The sequence below is a fragment of the Deltaproteobacteria bacterium genome (genome assembly GCA_019309045.1).
GTDB lineage: Bacteria > Desulfobacterota > Syntrophobacteria > BM002 > BM002 > JAFDGZ01.
In genome coordinates this window covers 1-18,072 of the sequence record JAFDGZ010000040.1, presented here as the reverse complement: position 1 = coordinate 18,072, position 18,072 = coordinate 1, and the positions used below count along the sequence as shown (strand labels likewise).

Here is an 18,072-nt window from a genome sequence, read left to right as displayed (position 1 = left end):
GCAAATGGCAGATAATGAGCAGACTTGCCACTCCATCCTTCTTCTATCTCTTGCTTTTCATCCAATTTACTTTCTGCTCTTTTCACCTCTGTTCTTTTCTATCCAGACTGCCCTAAAGGGAATATATGCTGCCCCCAGGTAGCTGACTTCTACGCCCTTTACCCAAGGTTGAAAAAGATAATTGAAGCTGTTGACGTGCTGCGTAATGATGGGCGCTTCTGCCATTACGATCCTCTGGACTTGCCGATATAGCTCTATTCTTTTCATGTAGTCAGTTTCTCGTCTCGCCTGCTCCAACAGTTTGTCCACATTGGTGTTGTGATAGCCCATTCGGTTAGTCTTGCTCTTGGAATGACAGAGGACATAGAGAAAATTGTCTGGATCAGGATAATCAGCATACCACGCCGCATAGTACATGGGGGCTTTCTTTTCATTGATAAGCTTTATGAATTCACTCCAATTTTTTGCCACTCTGGGGACCAGGCGTATGCCGACTTCGGCCAAATAGCGCTGGTACGCCTGCAATTCTCTTTGCACGCTGTCAGCCTTGGAAACCGTCCACACTTCTATGGGAGGGATGCCTCGACCGCCAGGGAAACCCGCCTCTCGTAGAAGGGCTTTCGCTTTTTCTGGATCGTAATTGTAGCCCTTGAAATGAGGATCAAAACCAGCTATGCCAGGCGGCAAGATCCCTTTGGCGGGAATGCTGCCTCGTTTGGTGATGTTCCGCACAATTGCTTCCACATTTACTGCATAGGATATTGCCTGGCGAACACGGTAGTCGCGAAATGGGGGGGTAGTTACATTCATACCCAGATAAACCAGATTCAAAGTAGGTTTGCTGACCAGATTATAGCGCTGTCGATAACTGTTATCAGAGGTAATGAGATCGTACTTGCTGCTGGGAATAATTGACTGGTCCAAAAAACCTTCCTGAAAATCATCAAAAATTTTCTCCCATTCGATATTTGGATAAATTCGAAAGTGCAAGGTATCCAGATAAGGCCTGCCCGCGTAGTAGTTTTCATTAGCTGAAAGAATAATTTCCTTGCCTGGCTGCCATTCCTGGAAGACGAAGGGGCCAGTGCCCACAGGGTGATGCCCAAATCCTGGCTTTATTGTCTCTCTTGCCACCACCTTGGCGTTGGCCATGGCGAGGATGGATAGAAAAGGCGCAAATGGTTCCTTGAGCTGAATCTTCAAGGTGTAGGCATCTGGTGCCCGCAGACCGCTGATGGACTGACTTCTTCCTTGACGAAATTCTTTGGCGCCCTGAATACCCAGAAACAATGAAGCCACCGGTGATTTTGTCTCCGGGCTGAGGATCCTGCTAAAGGAAAAAACAAAATCCTTGGCTGTAACCTCACGACCGTTGTGAAATTTCACTCCCCTGCGAAGGAAGAAAGTATACGTCCGGTGATCTCTGGAGATTTTCCACACCCTTGCAATAGCAGGAACTATGTTGAGATCTCTGTCAAATTCGACCAGGCCGTCAAATAAGTTCATGGCCACGTTCACTGAATATATATCAGTGATAAAAGCCGGATCGAGCGAAGAAGGTTCACTGGCCAGTGGAATCCGGTATTCGCCCCCGTATTTTTCCGCCGGTGAACCAGCTGCACTTGCACAGGGAATGCAGCTGAAAAACAACAGCAAGGGAAAAAGTGTCCAATATCCTAGATACTTTAGACAATGAGACTTGATCATGGCTTCTCCTTTTTCCCAACACCATGCCCATCAACAAATATCGTGGGTGGGGACATGCAGGGGGACAATTTTGTGTGAATGGGGAATGCTCGAACGGCCGTCCTCCTCCAGTATTTCCAGCAGAACATCTACTACCTCTGCATCAAACTGGCTCCCCTTGTTAATCTCGAGTTCTTCCTTGATGACGGCTGCCTCAAGGGGGGAGCGATAAGCACGCTTAGAATTCATTGCATCAAAAGCATCGGCAACGATGATTATTTTTTCAGACAGAGAAAGCCGATTGCCATAAAGTCCATCTGGATATCCTCTGCCATCCTCTCTCTCATGGTGGTGGCGGACGATCTTGCACTCTTCCCGAAGCGAGAATATGGGTTTGAGGATCTCCTCGCCAAAGACTGGATGCTTTTTTATTTCATTCCACTCGCTTGCCTCGAGAGAGCTCCCTTTGTTGAGAATCTTTTCCATAATGCCAATCTTACCAATGTCATGGAGCAATGCTGCATTATGAAGTATTTTCAGCGACTTCTTGTCCATTTTCATCCGCTTACCGATTTTCATGCATATCTCGGCAACTCTCTCTGCATGGCCGTGAGTATATTGATCTTTGAATTCCAGAGTCTTGGCCAGAGATCTGATAGAACTGAGATAGGCTTCTTCCAGCCGAATAAAGAGTTTCTTGTTCTCCAGTGACGCTGTAGCGTGCCTGCTTAGAATTGAAAGGGTCTTCATTTCCTGAGCGTTCGTTTCCTCATCCTTCCTTCTCCTGGTAAGATTTATAAACCCCAGAAGTCTGTCTCCCTGCTGTAAAGGTATGGAAAGCAACTCCAGTTCTGGCTCTCCATCGATCTGCATGGTGCAAAAAGGCATATCCTTTTGGAAGTGCTGTAACTGCAGAAGCAATGGTCGTACGGCTGCCCCACTGACAAGACTTTCATGGCTGTTATGATACTCTTTTGCCCTGTCGTCGCTACGACCTTGCAGACCGAATTCTGTTGAGTTCTGATTCCCGGCAGCAGCCACTACTCTCACCTCGTAATCATGATCAACTAATGTTAGAGAACCCTCAACTGCTCCAGTGGCGGTAAGGGCAGCTTCCAGAATCAAATCATAAAGGTTATCCTGGTGTTGAAAGGCGTTCATGGCCTGGCTGAGTTGAAACAGACTTTGAAGACGCTGATTGCTTTGGGTCAACTCCAGGTTGGTGTCGGTGAGAAGTTCAATGTGCTCTCTCAACGTCTTCTGCATAGCGGCAAATCGACTTCCCAGGTAGCCGATTTCATCGTTGGTGGTAATGTGAATTTCTCTTTCATACTCCCCGTTCGATATGGCCTCAACACTTTCCACCAGGTTCCCGATTGGCCTGGTAATGCGTCGTGCCAGCAAGAGACAACAAAAACAACTGGTGACCACGGCAACAAGCCCAAGGGCAAACAGAACCTTGCGGGTCTTCAGCACAGCTGCATGCATATCCTTGAGTGAAAATCCCACTCTCACTGTGCCCCATTTTTCTCCTTTCAGGAGAATCGGAGAGGTGATATCGCAATACTCGTTCTGCGTCATGCCGAACGTACCGTATTGCACCAGGGTTTTTTCGGCCTTGAGAGCCCGATTGTTCATCACACCATGCAATACTTCCTGTTCTATCTCCGCTCTGCCACTATAAGCTGCTACTTCCCCGTCAAAAAGTAAAACCATTGCATACGCCAGACCATTTTCTTGTCTAATTTTTTCAACACTCTGTTCTATATTTACATAGTTGTAAGTAGCGACATAGTTGGCGTTCACTGCTGCCAGATTCTTAGCCACAGAAAGTCCACGTTTGAGAAATTCATCCAGAATTGAATCTCTCATTCTGTGTTCCACCACCAGAATGGTGGCGGTCATTAGCAAGCACTCGAGGATGATGATGCCTATCATAAACTTGGTATGCAGGCGAATCCTGATGCCTTGTTTAAGAGGCTTAGCAACAGTTTTCTTTCCCATAAGATCCCCCTTGAGGGAGCAATCAAGGGCAGCTCACGGTTTGGCGTGTGACCAAAAAATCCAAGAAAAATTCATCGGGGTAATGCCATGCGCTCTGTCAATTGATGGCTTCACCATGAGCTTACTTCCCTCCCACACCTTGAATCATATTAGTTTCTTGGCAGCACTTATTGACCATGGTTGCATGAGATCTTTCGAGAATCTCGCAAAGACTTGCCCGCTTATAACGTTTTGAGTCCGGGGTCTTTCTAGTACACCAATCATTATCGTCATACCACGCGTCATGGTCACTCAACCCATCTTCTTTCTCGGCCACCTTGTAGTGCTTCTTGAACGATTTCTTCCAAGCCTTCATAAATGATTCAGACCAAACCCTCTTAAGGGCCGCAGTCAAATTCAGATCACCCACACCGACACCTGCTGCGAAGTCAAGCTCATCTGCTGTTTCCTTCAAGATTTCCCGTACCTTGTCAGGACTAAGTTTTGGGTCCATGGCGAGCATCATAGCAACTGTTCCAGTCACATGCGGAACTGCCATACTGGTTCCACTGCAGATGCCGAACCCACTCCACTTCCATACGTTGGTGGATACGATGTGCGTTCCCGGTGCTGTCAAATCCAACTCTTCTCCACTATTGGTGAATGCAGTAATTTCTCCGTATTGATTGCTTGCCCCAACAGCAATGACCTCTGGATAACGGGCTGGGTACATCACTGCATACCGGCTGAGGGCATCCTGGGAACCGGCGCCGCCGCTTTCTGCCGCCCCACCGTCTGCAGCACCGCCGTCTGCAGCACCACCGTCTGCAGCACCACCATCTGCGGCCCCACCGTCTGCTGCTCCACCGTCTGCTGCACCACCATCTGCGGCTCCACCGTCTGCAGCTGCTACCGGGGCTGGAGCGTCCCAATTAGAATGATTTCCAGCCGCTGCTATCATGATCACCCCTGCCTCATAAGCCTTTCTTACTGCCAGGTGAATGGCTTGGCTGTCCTCACGATAGCCGATGCTCATATTGACAATATCCATATGATTATCAATGGCCCATTTGAGTCCTATGATGATGTTGAAAAGATCGCCCATTGCATACCTGTCCAGTATCTTAACCGCGTAAAGCTCCACCGGAGGTGCAAGGCCAAATGGATCATTCTCTAGACGCGAGCACACTGTTCCAGCGATGTGCGTGCCATGGCCGTTGTCATCTTCTGGCAAACCCGGCGTCATAGTGAAGACGTCAAATCCACCCATAATCTTGCCAGAAAGACTGGGATGTGTATAATCAACACCAGTGTCCAGAATGGCCACTCGTATTCTCTCTTTTTGCAGACGACGCAACGCCAGCTTTATCACCATCGGCACTCGGTCCGGGTCGAAATAATCTGTGAGTAACCCTGGACTTTCAAACTGATCATAGAGTTTGAGTATTCCCCAGGGGCGATGATCCTCAGGTGGCTCAGGGACTGGTTCGATAAGGCTCCACGAGGGCGGTGAATCATAAGCACCACCATCTGCAGCGCCACCGTCCGCGGCTCCTCGCTGCTCCACCATCCGCTGCTCCACCATCCGCTGCTCCACCATCTGCCGCTCCACCATCCGCTGCTCCACCATCCGCTGCTCCACCATCCGCTGTAGCACTAATGGCCTGGATATGCACCGTCTGGTTGTCTTCAACACTCAAAACTCGTGGGTCATCTGCCAGCTCAGCCGAAGAGATTTCTGCAGGTACTGCCAGAACAAGACCATTAATGAAGGGAAGCTCCGTAATTACGGAAACTCCGGCATCCTGCCACTCTTCAGCATACGCCAGCACCTGCTCGTGCGAGACCTCTTCGTAAAATACAACAATCTTCTTGCTCATCGTGGTGTCTTTCGCCTGGACTGTGTTTCCAGAAAGCCCGCACCACATGAGCACAATTGCTAAAACCATGAATACCAATTTGTCAGCCTTCATGACTCTCCTCCTTTGTCCAAGGAAGTTCAGGAGAAATTGGAGTCTCTGAGAAAATAATCTCGATGAAAAACAGCGAATTCACTCTTTCATTTTCCTTGGTAAAAAGGTTAGTATTTCTTTAGCTGTCATTTGTATTACATTCTTTTAGAAAAAAAATGCCCTGTTAAACGGCACCTCATATTTTGCCTTTCTACATCAAATATCTGTTGAGTTTCTGCAAATCCGTCCCCCTGGGATCCTCAAAGGTGGCACCCACTTGTATCTCGTCTCCCGTATCCCGCATGTGGCGCGCATTGCAGTCGAAACAAAGCCTCTCCTTCGCCTTTGGCATTTCAATACACAGGATGAAGCGAGGCAATTCGCCCATAGAGGAAAACCTGATTTCGGAGCCTTTAGGGTAAGTGACCAGAACACCACCCAATGAGATGTCGAGCACCACGCTGGGAAAACTTTGCTCTTCTGATCCTGCTCGCAGGAGGGTCACCGCTGGTATCGTCATCTTTTTGCGGGGAAACATTCGACGTTCAGCATCAAATTCCGGTCCCCTGAGAAGTCCTTCCTTTGCCAGATAATCTGTAATGATTTTGTCCAGCAGAGAGGCAACTGTTCGGCGTTCCCTTTTCGCTGCTGTCCCAAGGGCCTCGCGGATCCGGCTGCTCATTCTCAGAGTGTATATAGTATCTTTTTTCATGTAATGCTTCCGATGTCACAAGCATTTCTTTTGGCCGCATTTTATGAAAAAACTGTGCCAAAGCGATTTTAATAAACTTTTATCATAGACTACAATAGCTTACAGCTGCTTGAGTGACTTGTTCTACCAGTGTAACAGGGAAGTGGCGGTAATAATATGGGAAAATAATTACCACCGGTGTGAAAGTTTCTGACCAGAGCTAGTGAACTCTGCCTTGCAAAGAGATCAACCCCATCATGAGATATGATAAATGAAAGACAAGATTGGGCAAAGTTACCGGTCTTCCCCGTTGGCGTGCTCACAGCATCCCGCGTCCTGCGGCACTTCTCCTCGAGCCAACCCTGTCACCAGCGAGACTGCCAAACTTCTGGAATTCAACTGTTATGAAATCATGGCAACCACACTTGTCCATCCGTTCCAGGGTTTGCTTGCAAGCACATCTAGGCTATAGTGAGTACGATGCTTTTTTCTCGAGAACAGCCCACATGAGAGATATATGGTCTGGTTTATTATCTTTGTTGGAGGCTTGCTCCTAATATATGGATATGTAGGATGGCGGACAATTGCTGCTACCGAGAGCCGCCCTCATTGGAAACCGCTCTGGTGGGCAATCCTCATCTTCTTTTTCCTGCTGCCGCCTGCGACTATTATTCTGAAACTGCATGGCAGCAAAGTCGTTTCTACTGAACTTCTTGCCTGGCTCTCTTATATCAGCCTGGGTTTCTTCACCCTGCTCTTTATCCACCTGTTTGTCCGCGACCTCTTCCTGGTGGCCGCTTCCATTGGCAGAGGGTGCAAAGCTCTCCTGCGGCGCCATGGCAAAGGACGAGCAATTTCTTCTGGAGTGCCAAACCAGCTCCGCCGTCAATTCTTGCTGTATTCTACAAACCTTGGGATCCTGGGCTTTACAGGGGCCCTGACTGGCTACGGTCTCTATGAGGCCCGGCGGCAGCCCCGAACTGTCCACATCAAAGTGCCCCTGGACAATCTCCCTGCAGATCTGGAAGGGCTTCGCATAGTTCAGATAACTGATGTTCATGTGAGTTTGACTATCGGCCGGGCTTTTGTGCAATCTATAGTAGATGCAGTAAATAGGCTGACCCCGGATTTGATTGCCTTCACCGGGGATCTGGCCGATGGGTCCGTAGCCGACCTTCGTGACGATGTGGCACCCCTGGCAGAACTGAGCGCCCCCTATGGAAGTTTCTTCGTAACCGGCAATCACGAATACTATTCAGGAGTCGAACCCTGGGTCGAAGAATTGGACCGATTGGGTTTCACAGTGCTGATCAATGAACACCAGATTCTCGGACGCGGCAAAGATAGATTCGTTGTAGCCGGAGTAACTGATTATTCGGCCAGGCATTTCCTCTCCGAGCATATCTCCAGCCCAAAGACCGCCCTGGCAGGGGTTCCCTCTGATCTGGTCAAGATCCTGCTGGCCCACCAACCGCGGAGTGTATTTGCCGCCGCCAGAGAAGGTGTTGATCTGCAGATTAGTGGCCACACCCATGGCGGTCAGTACTATCCCTGGAACTTCCTGGTGGGCCTGAGCCAGCCCTACATTTCAGGTTTGCATTTGCATGACAGCACATACATATACGTAAGCCGCGGCGCTGGCTACTGGGGCCCTCCGCTTCGTCTGGCAGCACCTTCCGAAATAGCGTTGATCACTTTGACAGGATCCGGCCGTGTCAGTACATGACGGCCGATGCGGAGATCGGCCCTACCTCAATTCGTTTTTCCACCGTAGGGCGGGGCTCCGTACCCGCCTAGATCCGTATCCCATATGTCGATCGATACGGAGATCGACCCTACGATTTAGATCTGTATGAATTGTATCCTGTTGATTTCAGAAGGGTCCATATGCGATACTGACCGCTAATTTCACCTGTTCAGGGAGCAAAAATGATTCCCTCTAGGTGAAGACACCCAAGTGCGAAGACCTTAACGGCAGGATTTGCTGGTTTATGAATCTGAAAAATACCCTGAAACTGCTCACAGACTACTTTCGACAGGAGAACATAGATTATGCTCTTATCGGGGCCTTTGCCTTGCAGGCTTATGGATTTTTCAGAGCAACTCAAGATGTGGATTTCCTCGTGCGAGGGAAAGAGCAGCAAAAGGTCATCTCCTATGTGGAATCCCTCGGCTATGAAACATTGCACCGATCGGCTGGCTTCTCGAATCACGTGCATGCCATACCAAAACTGGGGAGAATTGATTTCGTCTATGTGAGAGGTGAGACGGCAGAGAGAATTTTGCAGCACTCAAGAGAACTTCTTGTGCTGGATGTGATGCGTGTGCCAGTGGTCAGTCCCGAGCACCTGGTGGCCCTCAAGGTCTTTGCCATGAAGAATGACCCGGATAGAATTTTCAAAGAAATGGCCGACATAAAGCACCTCGTTTCTCTGCCCCATATCGATCTCGAAGAGATCAAAGGATATTTTGCAAGATACGGTCAGCTGGAATGGTTTTATGAGTTGCAGAAAAAAGAGTCGAAAGACCAGCCAACTTAACCTGGAGTCAGATCTCTCAGTGTCTCCAGAAGACGTGTTGGCCCTCAAACAATACTCCTCTACTGAACCTTTAAGCTTAGAAGACTACATCGCTTTCCTGTATGATATTGGCGCATTTTCCGTAAGAAAAACAGAGGCCAAGATTTTTTCAGAGGTATTCGAGTTCTAGCACTTCAAAATGTCTGTTGTGTCAGTGCACTGATATGCAACAGGCCCAAAAAAACGCTTTGAGACCTGTAGGATGGCTCCCTCCGTACCCGCCCAGATTCATATACTGACCATCGGCCAGTGCAGATACCGGCCTACATGAACAGGTCTACCACCGCAGCGCGGGCCTCCTTCCATGCCAGCATCCTGAAAATAATTCATGAAATGATCATCTCAACGGCAAGCGAGAAAGGTGGTTCTTCTGATGAGAAGGTGATAATAGCGCAGTCTTTCTGAAGGGCGAAGATTTCTGATGTGATTCATGACTTCTACAATGCCCCGCCCTTTGAGCAAACTCTCAGTAGAGATGAAGCGGGTTAACACATATTCATGAAGCAGACTTTGATAATCAACCGGGAGATCTCTAAATTCAACCCCGGTTGCCTGAGAATCTTGTGCCCTGCCCTGCCCCTCTGAAATGAGCGAACGCCACGCTATTCTCGCCCCTGTGCGAACAGAATTGAGTGTATGCGGCAGCAGAAACTCAATCTGGATTCTGGCATTGACATCAAAATGTTCACTAGCCGCCAGCAAAGTGCAGACACCGCCGCTGCCGAGATTGATGGCCTTCCCCTTTCGCAGTTCGCCATGTGCGCATTCGCAGGACACTTCCTGAGACACAGGAACCCGGACGCTTCGTCGTCTGATGCGGTGCAGGGCATTATAACTCGCTGTGCCAGGCCTCACTAGATCTCTCCCCAAACAATGCTAGAATTTTTTTTCAATAGCTCAATTAGCAGAAATCTCAATCATCCTACAAGAGTCCGAAAGAGATTGCAAAAAGGTTACTTTATCTGCTTGAGCCAGCAGGTCTCACAGCAAGTCCCAAAAAAAACCCCCACCGACCTGGGCCGGGGGTCGGTGGGGAACCGGGTAGAGTCAGACAAGGAGGAAAGAGCTTCTACCCATCGCGCTTTATATAGACACCATAGATGGTGTTGAGTCTCTAATCATCTGGAAGGGATCTCTGCCGCTGGTGCTTCTGCGAGAAAGCTGCGCATCTCCACCCGAGTGCGACACCCCTTGTTGTCGGTCATCACCACTATCACTGGATATTCCTGCACCCTGATGCTGCTGCTATGTAAGGGTTTCTCACTCACATTGAGAACGAACAGCACTATACCTGAACAGAGGGAAAACAGGGTGAGCAGTATAAATATGTTGCGTAAATTTCGTTTCATGATTGACTAATAAGAGATTGCCAGGTATGCAGCAATCCAGCTGTTTGCCTCCTAGTAAAACAGAAAGAGGAAACTCCCTGTAAATTTGTAACTCAATGGCCCCAGTATGAAGAAAATTACCGTGCCTGAAAGAATCAGAAATGAAAATATCTGCCTTATCATTGTTTTATCTCGGTGACTTCTCGAAACGATTGCGGCTTCTGGCAGCCATTAGAATGCTTTGTGTCCAAGTACTTTCTTTCCCCCAGCCTGTTCCTTGTGTTGTTAGAGCAAGCAGCAGAAAATACAACCGGGCTGATTATGCTGCAGTCCTTAGCCAATTTCACTCAAATTTCACTTAACTGAATTGAAAGGAATGTGCCAACTACACACTATCTATCAATTTGTTTTAATATTAATAGGTTATGCTTACTGTCAGCAGCTTTTTCCTCCATCTATAGGAAATAAAACTCACATTTTTGGGAAATTATTTTCCACTATTGGCTAATTTGTTGGATACAACGACTAGATATCATGGGGGGAACAGTGTTTAGAGTAGGCAAGCTGCCAGTTTACCTTTGCTGCTGGAATGTGGTGTCCTGGCTTTTCTTGTCAAAAGGCATGCAAGAGAGCTATTCGCGCCGAGTGCAGGAGCTAAAAAAACGGAGCTGGCAGCTCCGTCCACACAGGTTCTCGAAAACAGCGTACTTTCTATTTTGGTGGTCTTCTGAATAACTCTGTGATAGTTTCCTGAATTCGATAGGATTTTTCTCTATCTCCAAACAGACCAACTCTGACGGCGACCTCGGTAAGACTTTCAGACTTCTTCTTCAATTTGATGGTCACCTTGGTCCCGTCGTGCATAATGCCCTTAACCAATCCTCCAAAGGCATCCTTATTTTCTACGGTGGCAGGAATCTCCAACTGCTCCAGGGCCTGTTCGGTTGCGTTCCACACCCTGGGGAAGGGCCCGGCATAATCTCTTTTGAGGTTACCTTCGATATAACTGTAGGCGCCAACGCCGAGGCCAGCCCCCGCTGCACCGGCCAACAGCACGGCACAGCCGCTACCAGCAATCAACAGGCAACAAAGGCAAGCAACCAGTCTCATTTCATTAAGTCTCATGAGAATTCTCTCCCTTCAAAAGATGGCCGTCAGATGGCAATTGGACAGACCCAAAATTACAGGAAAGCAACCACATGTGGCAAGAGAAAAATGGTCAGTCGTCTTGTTTTTGACTCGCCAAGATCTCCATGTGACAATTATTGTCGAGGATGAGCTACATTCTGTCTAACGGGTCCACCAATTCCTGCAGGTGGGCCGGCCCGGCAAAAGTCAGCCTTGTGGCAATAAAAAACCCCCCACCCTGTTAGCGGTGGGGGGCCCGAAAAGGAGGTGAAGAGATGAAGAGAGGGAGAGGTTACTTCGGTAATTTTACACATGCATTATTTATACCAAATTTTCGAAAAAAGTCTTCACGGAGGTGAAAAAGATACTACTCCTGCCTGGACTGAAGTCCGACTGCTGCCTGGTACACCCTGTGCTGTGGCTGCAGTTTTTCCGGCGGCAGGTTCTGGAATGCTCCCTGTTGAAGTACTCCTCTGTCTCCGCTTCGAACGATTGCGGCCCAAAAAGTCTCGCGGCAAGGACTCTTTTGTCTTCAGAAGATCGTCCGGAATATAGATCTTGTCGCCTATTCTGATCAGATTGGGATTCAGTCTCGAGTTGACTTTGGCCAGAACCCGCCAGTTAGCACCATCACCAGTGTACCATTTGGCTATCAGCGACAGGCTCTCGCCTGGCCAGCGAACTGTATGGATAAACTCTTTTGCCTCTTCAACCGGTTTCTGGGGTTCGGGTTCGCGGGCAACCGCGGCAGAGGTCTCTTCCTGGGAGATATTCTTTCCAGAGTCCTCCCTGGCAGACATGAATGGCGCCAACTCCTTTACCTGGGTGCAGCTGCTACAAAACCAGAATACCATCAAAACCAGCAACACTTTTCTGAAGCAGATTAGCCTGCTGGCTAATTTCATTTTTCTCCTCCCCATATTTTCTACCGATTCTGCCGAGTTCATCTTGTTGATTTACAGTGCTGTTGGAGCTCGTCTGTTTATGTGCTGCTCTTCGCTGCTCAGTCCCACATTATGTGATGATCTCTCCTGTTTCAAAGCAGGAACCGTGCCAACAACATGGACATCTGCAACAGCAGCAACCATAGATTTGCGCAGTCCAGACCGGGGTCAATGGCCACATTCCATTGGTCGACAGCTCCTTTGACTCTGCAGCCTAACTCGACTCCTGTCTGCTGGGCGGGTGTTGCGAAACCACCAACTCAAAAAAGGCTGCCGTATTTACTATTTTGAAGGCCATAATGTCAATCAGCCCTGAGTGTGTTTTCGTAAGACATCCTGGGCAAATATGTTAAGATCCATGCCTGATGTGGATCTCACTCCGCGGACACTCTCCAGCGAGGGCATTGATAACTATGAAGACACCCGAAACCATGAAATCCACTTCGAAGATGCTGAGAAGCAAACGGCCTTCTTTTCAACCAGATGATCCTGGAGAGCTCCTTCAGACAATCTACCGTCATCTCTGGGAGGCCTACGGGCCGCAAAACTGGTGGCCGGCGTCCAGCCGCCTGGAAATGATGATCGGTGCTATACTCACTCAGAACACTAGCTGGCAGGGCGCTGCAAAGGCAATTGCCAGATTGCACAAAGAAGGGCTTGTTTCGCTCGATAAACTCTACCACCTTCCGAGGGCGAAACTCGCCGAGTACATTTGTGCTGCAGGCTACTTCAACGTCAAAGCTCACAGATTGAAAAACCTGATCACCTACCTGGTAGAGAAGTACAATGGCGACCTGGCAGCCATGAGCCAGGTTTCCACCTCGGAGCTCCGCCGAGAACTGCTCAGCATCAACGGTATAGGGCCTGAGACTGCAGACAGTATTCTTCTCTATGGCTTCAACAGACCTGTCTTTGTGGTGGATTCATATACTCGAAGAATATTACATCGCCACGGTCTGTGCAGTGCTGCAGCAGGCTACGGAGAGCTGCAAGCTCTGTTCATGGACCACCTGCTTCCTGACGCCAAACTGTTCAACGAGTATCACGCCCTACTGGTCAGGCTTGGCAAACACCGCTGCCGGCCGCAGCCTCTCTGTGGCAACTGTCCACTGGAACCCCTGCTGCCAAGCCAGCCGACTTTCGAGTGAGCAGTGTGCAGCTAGTCTGACTGGAATAATTGCTGCCCGCTTATTCTTGCCAGCCATCCCTTTTGCTGAACTGTCCAGCATGAGCCCTCAAAGTAACCAGATTGCCAGATTTCATGATGGTTTTGAATCACTTTGGCCTGCTCTACGCCGGACTCTACAGCAGATCAGGATGATAGTGAACAATGGGCGGGCTCAGCCTTTGCTGGCGGGAATTCTGGCGCGATCGAGCAGAGTCAACTGTGTGGCTGTATCATCTTTTTGGACTGGCATGATTTGTGCTTTTCAGCAGTGAGAAAGTGCAAATAATCAGGTGGTTGGCAAGGGATTCCGGCGCCTGCAAGCACAATGTGCGAGTAGTTCGATTCTGCCAGGCTGCAAAAAAAGCAGGACCCTCTTCTATTGACAGCAGCAAGTGAATTGGGAAGGAGAATAGGAGAATGGAGTTTTCCTCTCGCGAGTTGCCCGGCCTTTTTTTCCGGAAGGTTATCCGGGACGATATGGGCAATGTCTCTCTAGATCCTCAAATGATGCGGCTCCTTCTTGCCATCGACGAGAATAAACCCATCTCTCAAGTCGCCAAAGAAGTGGGCATGAATTTGCCTACTCTACGGGAAAACCTGATCAAACTCGCCAACACTGGTCTGGTAGAGCACGTGGAAAAAGACGGTGAGGTTCTCAAGGAGGAATTCATTCACTCATTGAAAGACGCCCTCACTGTTGCGGTCGGCCCCATGGCCGACCTGCTGATCGAAGAGGGCATCGACGAAATAGGAGTCTCTCAGTCAAGGATTTCGAAACACCTCGCTCCAGAACTGATTAATTATCTGGCCCGACAGATTCCCCGGGAAGACAAAAGAATCGAATTCCAGAAAGCAATGATCAAGAAGATTTCAACATAAGGAGCAGGAACAATGATGCAAGTACAATGCGACGAATGCGGCAAGAAGTACCGGATCGATGAGAGCAAGATCCCTGCCGGCCAGAGAGCGAGATTCAAGTGCAAGGCCTGCGGCGAGGTGATTGTGGTCGTGCGGCAGCAAAGTCCCCAGACCGTTCCAGACTCTGCAGCAGACTCTGCCGCACCCAGCCAGAGCAGTAGTGAGCAAGGGGATTTCTCAGGCTCTGGTGCCAAGGAGCAGTTTCAGAAAAGCTCGGTTGCCTCTTTGGCCGGCACTGATGATCCAGGTTCTTCCCAGACGGAACCTTCTGATCAGGGTCTGGGTACACAGAGCATTTTTGTGCCAAAACAAAAACGCGGCCGGGTGGGTTTGAGTTTCAAAGTAGTAACCCTGATGCTGCTCGTGAGCCTCATTCCCTTTGTGACCTTCTGGGCCGTTCTTTTCCGTCAGACCGATGCACAGCTGCAAACGGAAAAGGAAAGACTCATGGCTCAGATAGCCAAGGGACTCGGAGACCAGGTGGACGAATGGATTGACAAGAATGTGCGCGTCCTGCAAGCGGCAGCGCAGATGCCCGCTATCATCTCCATGGATAAAGAGCAACAGGAACCGATACTGAAGGCAATTCAGCACGCCTACCCTTACATGTACCTGGTTTTCACTGTTGATACCACGGGAATGAATACAGCGAGAAATGACGGCAAGCCCTTGAAGGACTACTCAGACCGCCAGTACTACCAGGACATCATGCGCGGCAAGAAGCTCGCCTGGCAAACCTTGATTGGCAAGACTTCGAAAAAGCCCGCCCTGGTGCTGGCTGTACCCATCAAGAGAGGTAACACTGTTGTGGGTGTTATGGCCAACGCTATGAGGGTGGATGCCATCTCCAGCCGAATTGCCACCTGGCGTGATGGCAAAACTGGAGTAGCCTTTCTGGTAGACGACAAAGGAAAGGTTGTGGCTCATTTCCGCAAGGAGTACTACCTCAAGCAGAAAAATCTGAGCCAGCATCCTCTGATACAGGCGTTCCATCACAAGGTGCCCGGCCTTATCCGATTTGTCAGTGAAAAAGGCGTGCCTACGGTCGGCTTCGTAAACGGCACCAAGTATGGCTGGGCTCTGGCAGTACAACAGGATGCCGATGAAGCCTTCAGCATCATTCGCAGGATGCGTTTTCTCGCCTTTCTCGTCTTTGCCATCACTCCCATTCTAGTGGCCTTGATCGCCTGGTTGGCAGCCCGCTCCATTGTAAAACCGATAAAGGAGCTGACAGATGCTGCTGAACACATGAGTCTGGGTGATTTGAATGTGCAGATTACTCCCAAGTCAAGAGATGAAATTGGTCAACTTGCCGATGCCATATCGCGAATGCAGGATAGCTTGCGACTCTCTCTGGAAAGACTGCGTCGCCGGAAGGCAACCGTCCGCAGCAGCAGTATGTAGCAGCAGTACTGGTGGATGACAGGGGCAGCTTTTCCCTGCACTGGAATCACTGGAGAATATTAAATTGCCTCCTAAGGTCCTATTTGCCGATAGGGACAGCAAAGTTCTCGAGGCCGTCAGCAGAGGACTGGGGAAACACAGGGAATCTTTTGCGGTCGTCACTGCCTCTGACGGCTATGAGGCCATGGAAGTCTTGAAGCAGAACTCTGTTGCCTTGGCTGTTGTCGATCACGAGATCCTGGCCAGCGATTCTCTGTCTCTGGCCGAATACATCAGCATCAATTATCCCCACATATCCCTCATCCTCAGTTCAGAGGATGGGCCTGCAGCCACCGCTTTCGAGGACGAGCGAGCCAATTTCTGCAAGGCATTTTTGCGCAAGCCTTTGGATGCTGACCGTTTGTGCGAACAGATACTGGCAACTCTCACCAAAGAAGCAGACGGCGGTGTGCTGCACGGGGTTTCCCCCTTCATATTCCCCCAGTTGATTGAAATGGAAAACAAGACCTGTACGGTGAAAGTCTCGGAGATTGGCTCAGATAAAAATGGCATTCTCTTCTCTGGGACAAAGTGGATATCGCTATCATAAACTCCTGCCCTTGTGAAGAGAGACAAGTACAGGCGTCCATGAGCGCTCTGTTGCTGGAGGCAATGAGACTCCGGGATGAATCCAACGTGGCAGGGGAGACTGGCACGAATAGAGCCAAAGTTGCCGACAGCCCTGATCCTGCCCCAATATCCCTGGCTGATTTGCCTGATGAAGTCGGCCTGGAGCATATTGATTTCGAGGAGAAAGCCGGCGCGGCTGACACGAAAAATTCACAGGATTGGCTCATACAACAGATAGGCAAGCACAAGGGCGTGAGAACTATTCAGCAGGACCCCTCCTGGATTTACCTTACCAAATTGGGCGATGACCTCGGGAGCACTCTGGGAATCGGCAGACTCAAGGTATGTCTATTTGCAGATAATCAACCCGGCAATGATCTGATCCTGTTGCCAGGCTCTGAACCGGTAGCTGTCACTGTGGACTCATGGGTGGCAAAGGATGACCTGGTCGATCAAATACTTGTTTCGTTGGAGGAAGAATAAAATGGTATTTCCAGATGACACTCCAATAGTCAGAGATCTTCACACCAGCTACATTCACGTGCCCCGGCTGCTCGACTACTACAAGGGCAGTGGTGAAGCAGGCAGAATTCATTTCAAGAATGGCAAGAGTGAAGCTGCTGTCTTTTTTGGCATGAACTCTCTGATAAACGCCTATTTTCGCGACAGCGGCAGCGAAATACGGGGAACAGCTGCCATTGAGAGAATCATGCAGATTACCGCTGAGGATGACTACTTCATAGATATCTACAGCATACCTGAAGACATGATATTCTTCTGGGCAAACATTACCAAAGCACATGTAGTTTTTGAAAATCTCAGCACAGACTTGACCGACATAGATAAACTGATCAACAAAATTACCGCTGAGCAAACTTCGAACATTATTGAAATATATTTCGAATCTGAAAAAAAGACAGCCATGCTCTATTTCTATGAAGGCAAGATCGTCGGCTTTACCTGCCCCTGGTGTGACAGTGATTCTGTAGATACCATAGTGGACACCCTGCGCCAGGAAACGCAGAACCATCGTGCCACTTTTACGGTCAAGGCCATTTCCTTGCAGAACGAAACAATCAGTGAGGTTGATGTAGAGACTCCTTCACAACTCACTGGTCCGGACCTTCCTGAACTTACCATGATGTTTGCTGAACTATTGCGAGAAGCTGAAAAAATGCTCGCCACCAGACGAAAAAACAGCGAACCCTTCGGGCAGCTGCTCCGAAAGAAATGCATTGAGAAAGCAGACCAGTATCCCTTTCTCGATCCATTCGCAGATGAGTTCAACTACTCCAACGGAGAAATAGTCTTTGACAGCGATGCCAGTGCTGAAGAATTTGGCCGTGCTCTATCGGAGTGTCTGGTCGAGATTGCCTCTGATTCTCAAATACTAGAGCCGCTGGCGCATGAAGCGTCGAAGATCCGTGAGAAATACTCTCCCAGTGCCGGTGCACTGCTATCCTCGTTCTGATGGAAGCAGAGGCATCCATCACCTGCCGGGAATGGTGTCATGCGAAGGAGTGGTTTAGCTCTATTTGCGTTCACTGGTTGACACGAGCCGCTCTCGCTTTTAGATGAGCCTATGAAGAAGCTTTTTCAGAATATTTTGCAACTCGATGATGTAAAGGCTGTGTTTCTCCTGTCCACTTCTGGTTCTTTGATGTTCAAAGAGATAAAGACGC

At 49.2% G+C, this 18,072-nt stretch carries 17 protein-coding genes; 8 read left to right on the top strand and 9 right to left on the bottom strand.

Annotated elements, in window-relative coordinates; genetic code table 11:
- Positions 1–66: 66 nt before the first annotated feature.
- The 5 genes from JRI89_10080 to JRI89_10060 all read right to left on the bottom strand — a co-directional run bounded on the left by JRI89_10080 (position 67) and on the right by JRI89_10060 (position 6,333).
- Positions 67–1,707, bottom strand: coding sequence for an ABC transporter substrate-binding protein (locus tag JRI89_10080; GenBank protein ID MBW2071591.1), 1,641 nt, complete (start codon positions 1,705–1,707; stop codon positions 67–69).
- A gap of 30 nt (positions 1,708–1,737) precedes the next feature.
- Entirely contained in the window at positions 1,738–3,690 is a 1,953-nt protein-coding gene (locus JRI89_10075) for an HD domain-containing protein (GenBank protein ID MBW2071590.1), read from the bottom strand.
- Positions 3,691–3,811: 121 nt separating this feature from the next.
- Entirely contained in the window at positions 3,812–5,299 is a 1,488-nt protein-coding gene (locus tag JRI89_10070; GenBank protein MBW2071589.1) for a S8 family peptidase, read from the bottom strand.
- On the bottom strand, positions 5,184–5,642 hold the full coding sequence (locus JRI89_10065; protein ID MBW2071588.1) for a hypothetical protein: 459 nt from the start codon (positions 5,640–5,642) through the stop codon (positions 5,184–5,186). The genes JRI89_10070 and JRI89_10065 overlap by 116 nt, the downstream gene beginning before the upstream one ends.
- Positions 5,643–5,832: 190 nt before the next feature.
- Positions 5,833–6,333: a PilZ domain-containing protein gene (locus JRI89_10060; GenBank protein ID MBW2071587.1), complete on the bottom strand. Its 501-nt coding sequence runs from the start codon at positions 6,331–6,333 to the stop codon at positions 5,833–5,835.
- 496 nt (positions 6,334–6,829) lie between these two features.
- Between JRI89_10060 and JRI89_10055 the strand changes: the two genes are divergently transcribed.
- Positions 6,830–8,038, top strand: coding sequence for a metallophosphoesterase (locus JRI89_10055; protein MBW2071586.1), 1,209 nt, complete (start codon positions 6,830–6,832; stop codon positions 8,036–8,038).
- A 265-nt stretch (positions 8,039–8,303) separates the two neighbouring features.
- On the top strand, positions 8,304–8,852 hold the full coding sequence (locus tag JRI89_10050) for a nucleotidyltransferase (GenBank protein ID MBW2071585.1): 549 nt from the start codon (positions 8,304–8,306) through the stop codon (positions 8,850–8,852).
- A 381-nt stretch (positions 8,853–9,233) separates the two neighbouring features.
- Here the strand turns inward: JRI89_10050 and JRI89_10045 are convergent, their stop codons facing one another.
- From JRI89_10045 to JRI89_10030, 4 genes are all read right to left on the bottom strand, one after another.
- Complete coding sequence (locus JRI89_10045) at positions 9,234–9,746, bottom strand: PilZ domain-containing protein (GenBank protein MBW2071584.1); 513 nt, start codon at positions 9,744–9,746, stop codon at positions 9,234–9,236.
- 263 nt (positions 9,747–10,009) lie between these two features.
- Complete coding sequence (locus JRI89_10040) at positions 10,010–10,240, bottom strand: hypothetical protein (protein ID MBW2071583.1); 231 nt, start codon at positions 10,238–10,240, stop codon at positions 10,010–10,012.
- 690 nt (positions 10,241–10,930) lie between these two features.
- Positions 10,931–11,344 carry a DUF3568 family protein gene (locus JRI89_10035; protein MBW2071582.1) on the bottom strand — a complete coding sequence of 138 codons (414 nt, stop codon included), beginning with the start codon at positions 11,342–11,344 and terminating at the stop codon, positions 10,931–10,933.
- A gap of 350 nt (positions 11,345–11,694) precedes the next feature.
- Entirely contained in the window at positions 11,695–12,252 is a 558-nt protein-coding gene (locus JRI89_10030; GenBank protein MBW2071581.1) for a LysM peptidoglycan-binding domain-containing protein, read from the bottom strand.
- Between the two features lie 488 nt (positions 12,253–12,740).
- On the opposite strand from JRI89_10030, the gene JRI89_10025 reads away from it, so the two are divergent.
- The 6 genes from JRI89_10025 to JRI89_10000 all read left to right on the top strand — a co-directional run bounded on the left by JRI89_10025 (position 12,741) and on the right by JRI89_10000 (position 17,861).
- The gene (locus tag JRI89_10025) at positions 12,741–13,439 is read left to right on the top strand and encodes an endonuclease III domain-containing protein (protein ID MBW2071580.1); all 699 of its coding nucleotides are present in this window, start codon (positions 12,741–12,743) and stop codon (positions 13,437–13,439) included.
- Positions 13,440–13,876: 437 nt separating this feature from the next.
- Positions 13,877–14,338: a hypothetical protein gene (locus JRI89_10020; protein ID MBW2071579.1), complete on the top strand. Its 462-nt coding sequence runs from the start codon at positions 13,877–13,879 to the stop codon at positions 14,336–14,338.
- A gap of 12 nt (positions 14,339–14,350) precedes the next feature.
- Positions 14,351–15,781, top strand: coding sequence for a zinc-ribbon domain-containing protein (locus JRI89_10015; GenBank protein ID MBW2071578.1), 1,431 nt, complete (start codon positions 14,351–14,353; stop codon positions 15,779–15,781).
- A gap of 64 nt (positions 15,782–15,845) precedes the next feature.
- Complete coding sequence (locus JRI89_10010) at positions 15,846–16,370, top strand: response regulator (protein ID MBW2071577.1); 525 nt, start codon at positions 15,846–15,848, stop codon at positions 16,368–16,370.
- 38 nt (positions 16,371–16,408) lie between these two features.
- Complete coding sequence (locus JRI89_10005) at positions 16,409–16,873, top strand: hypothetical protein (GenBank protein ID MBW2071576.1); 465 nt, start codon at positions 16,409–16,411, stop codon at positions 16,871–16,873.
- 1 nt (position 16,874) lies between these two features.
- On the top strand, positions 16,875–17,861 hold the full coding sequence (locus tag JRI89_10000; GenBank protein MBW2071575.1) for a hypothetical protein: 987 nt from the start codon (positions 16,875–16,877) through the stop codon (positions 17,859–17,861).
- Positions 17,862–18,072 lie beyond the last annotated feature (211 nt).

Excerpts from the sequence above, each read along its gene's own strand:
- JRI89_10080 (MBW2071591.1), bottom strand. The coding sequence starts at position 1,707 with ATGATCAAGTCTCATTGTCTAAAGTATCTAGGATATTGGACACTTTTT.
- JRI89_10075 (MBW2071590.1), bottom strand. The coding sequence starts at position 3,690 with ATGGGAAAGAAAACTGTTGCTAAGCCTCTTAAACAAGGCATCAGGATT.
- JRI89_10070 (MBW2071589.1), bottom strand. The coding sequence starts at position 5,299 with ATGGTGGAGCAGCGGATGGTGGAGCGGCAGATGGTGGAGCAGCGGATG.
- JRI89_10065 (MBW2071588.1), bottom strand. The coding sequence starts at position 5,642 with ATGAAGGCTGACAAATTGGTATTCATGGTTTTAGCAATTGTGCTCATG.
- JRI89_10060 (MBW2071587.1), bottom strand. The coding sequence starts at position 6,333 with ATGAAAAAAGATACTATATACACTCTGAGAATGAGCAGCCGGATCCGC.
- JRI89_10055 (MBW2071586.1), top strand. The coding sequence starts at position 6,830 with ATGGTCTGGTTTATTATCTTTGTTGGAGGCTTGCTCCTAATATATGGA.
- JRI89_10050 (MBW2071585.1), top strand. The coding sequence starts at position 8,304 with ATGAATCTGAAAAATACCCTGAAACTGCTCACAGACTACTTTCGACAG.
- JRI89_10040 (MBW2071583.1), bottom strand. The coding sequence starts at position 10,240 with ATGAAACGAAATTTACGCAACATATTTATACTGCTCACCCTGTTTTCC.
- JRI89_10035 (MBW2071582.1), bottom strand. The coding sequence starts at position 11,344 with ATGAGACTTAATGAAATGAGACTGGTTGCTTGCCTTTGTTGCCTGTTG.
- JRI89_10030 (MBW2071581.1), bottom strand. The coding sequence starts at position 12,252 with ATGAAATTAGCCAGCAGGCTAATCTGCTTCAGAAAAGTGTTGCTGGTT.
- JRI89_10025 (MBW2071580.1), top strand. The coding sequence starts at position 12,741 with ATGCTGAGAAGCAAACGGCCTTCTTTTCAACCAGATGATCCTGGAGAG.
- JRI89_10020 (MBW2071579.1), top strand. The coding sequence starts at position 13,877 with ATGGAGTTTTCCTCTCGCGAGTTGCCCGGCCTTTTTTTCCGGAAGGTT.
- JRI89_10015 (MBW2071578.1), top strand. The coding sequence starts at position 14,351 with ATGATGCAAGTACAATGCGACGAATGCGGCAAGAAGTACCGGATCGAT.
- JRI89_10005 (MBW2071576.1), top strand. The coding sequence starts at position 16,409 with ATGAGCGCTCTGTTGCTGGAGGCAATGAGACTCCGGGATGAATCCAAC.
- JRI89_10000 (MBW2071575.1), top strand. The coding sequence starts at position 16,875 with ATGGTATTTCCAGATGACACTCCAATAGTCAGAGATCTTCACACCAGC.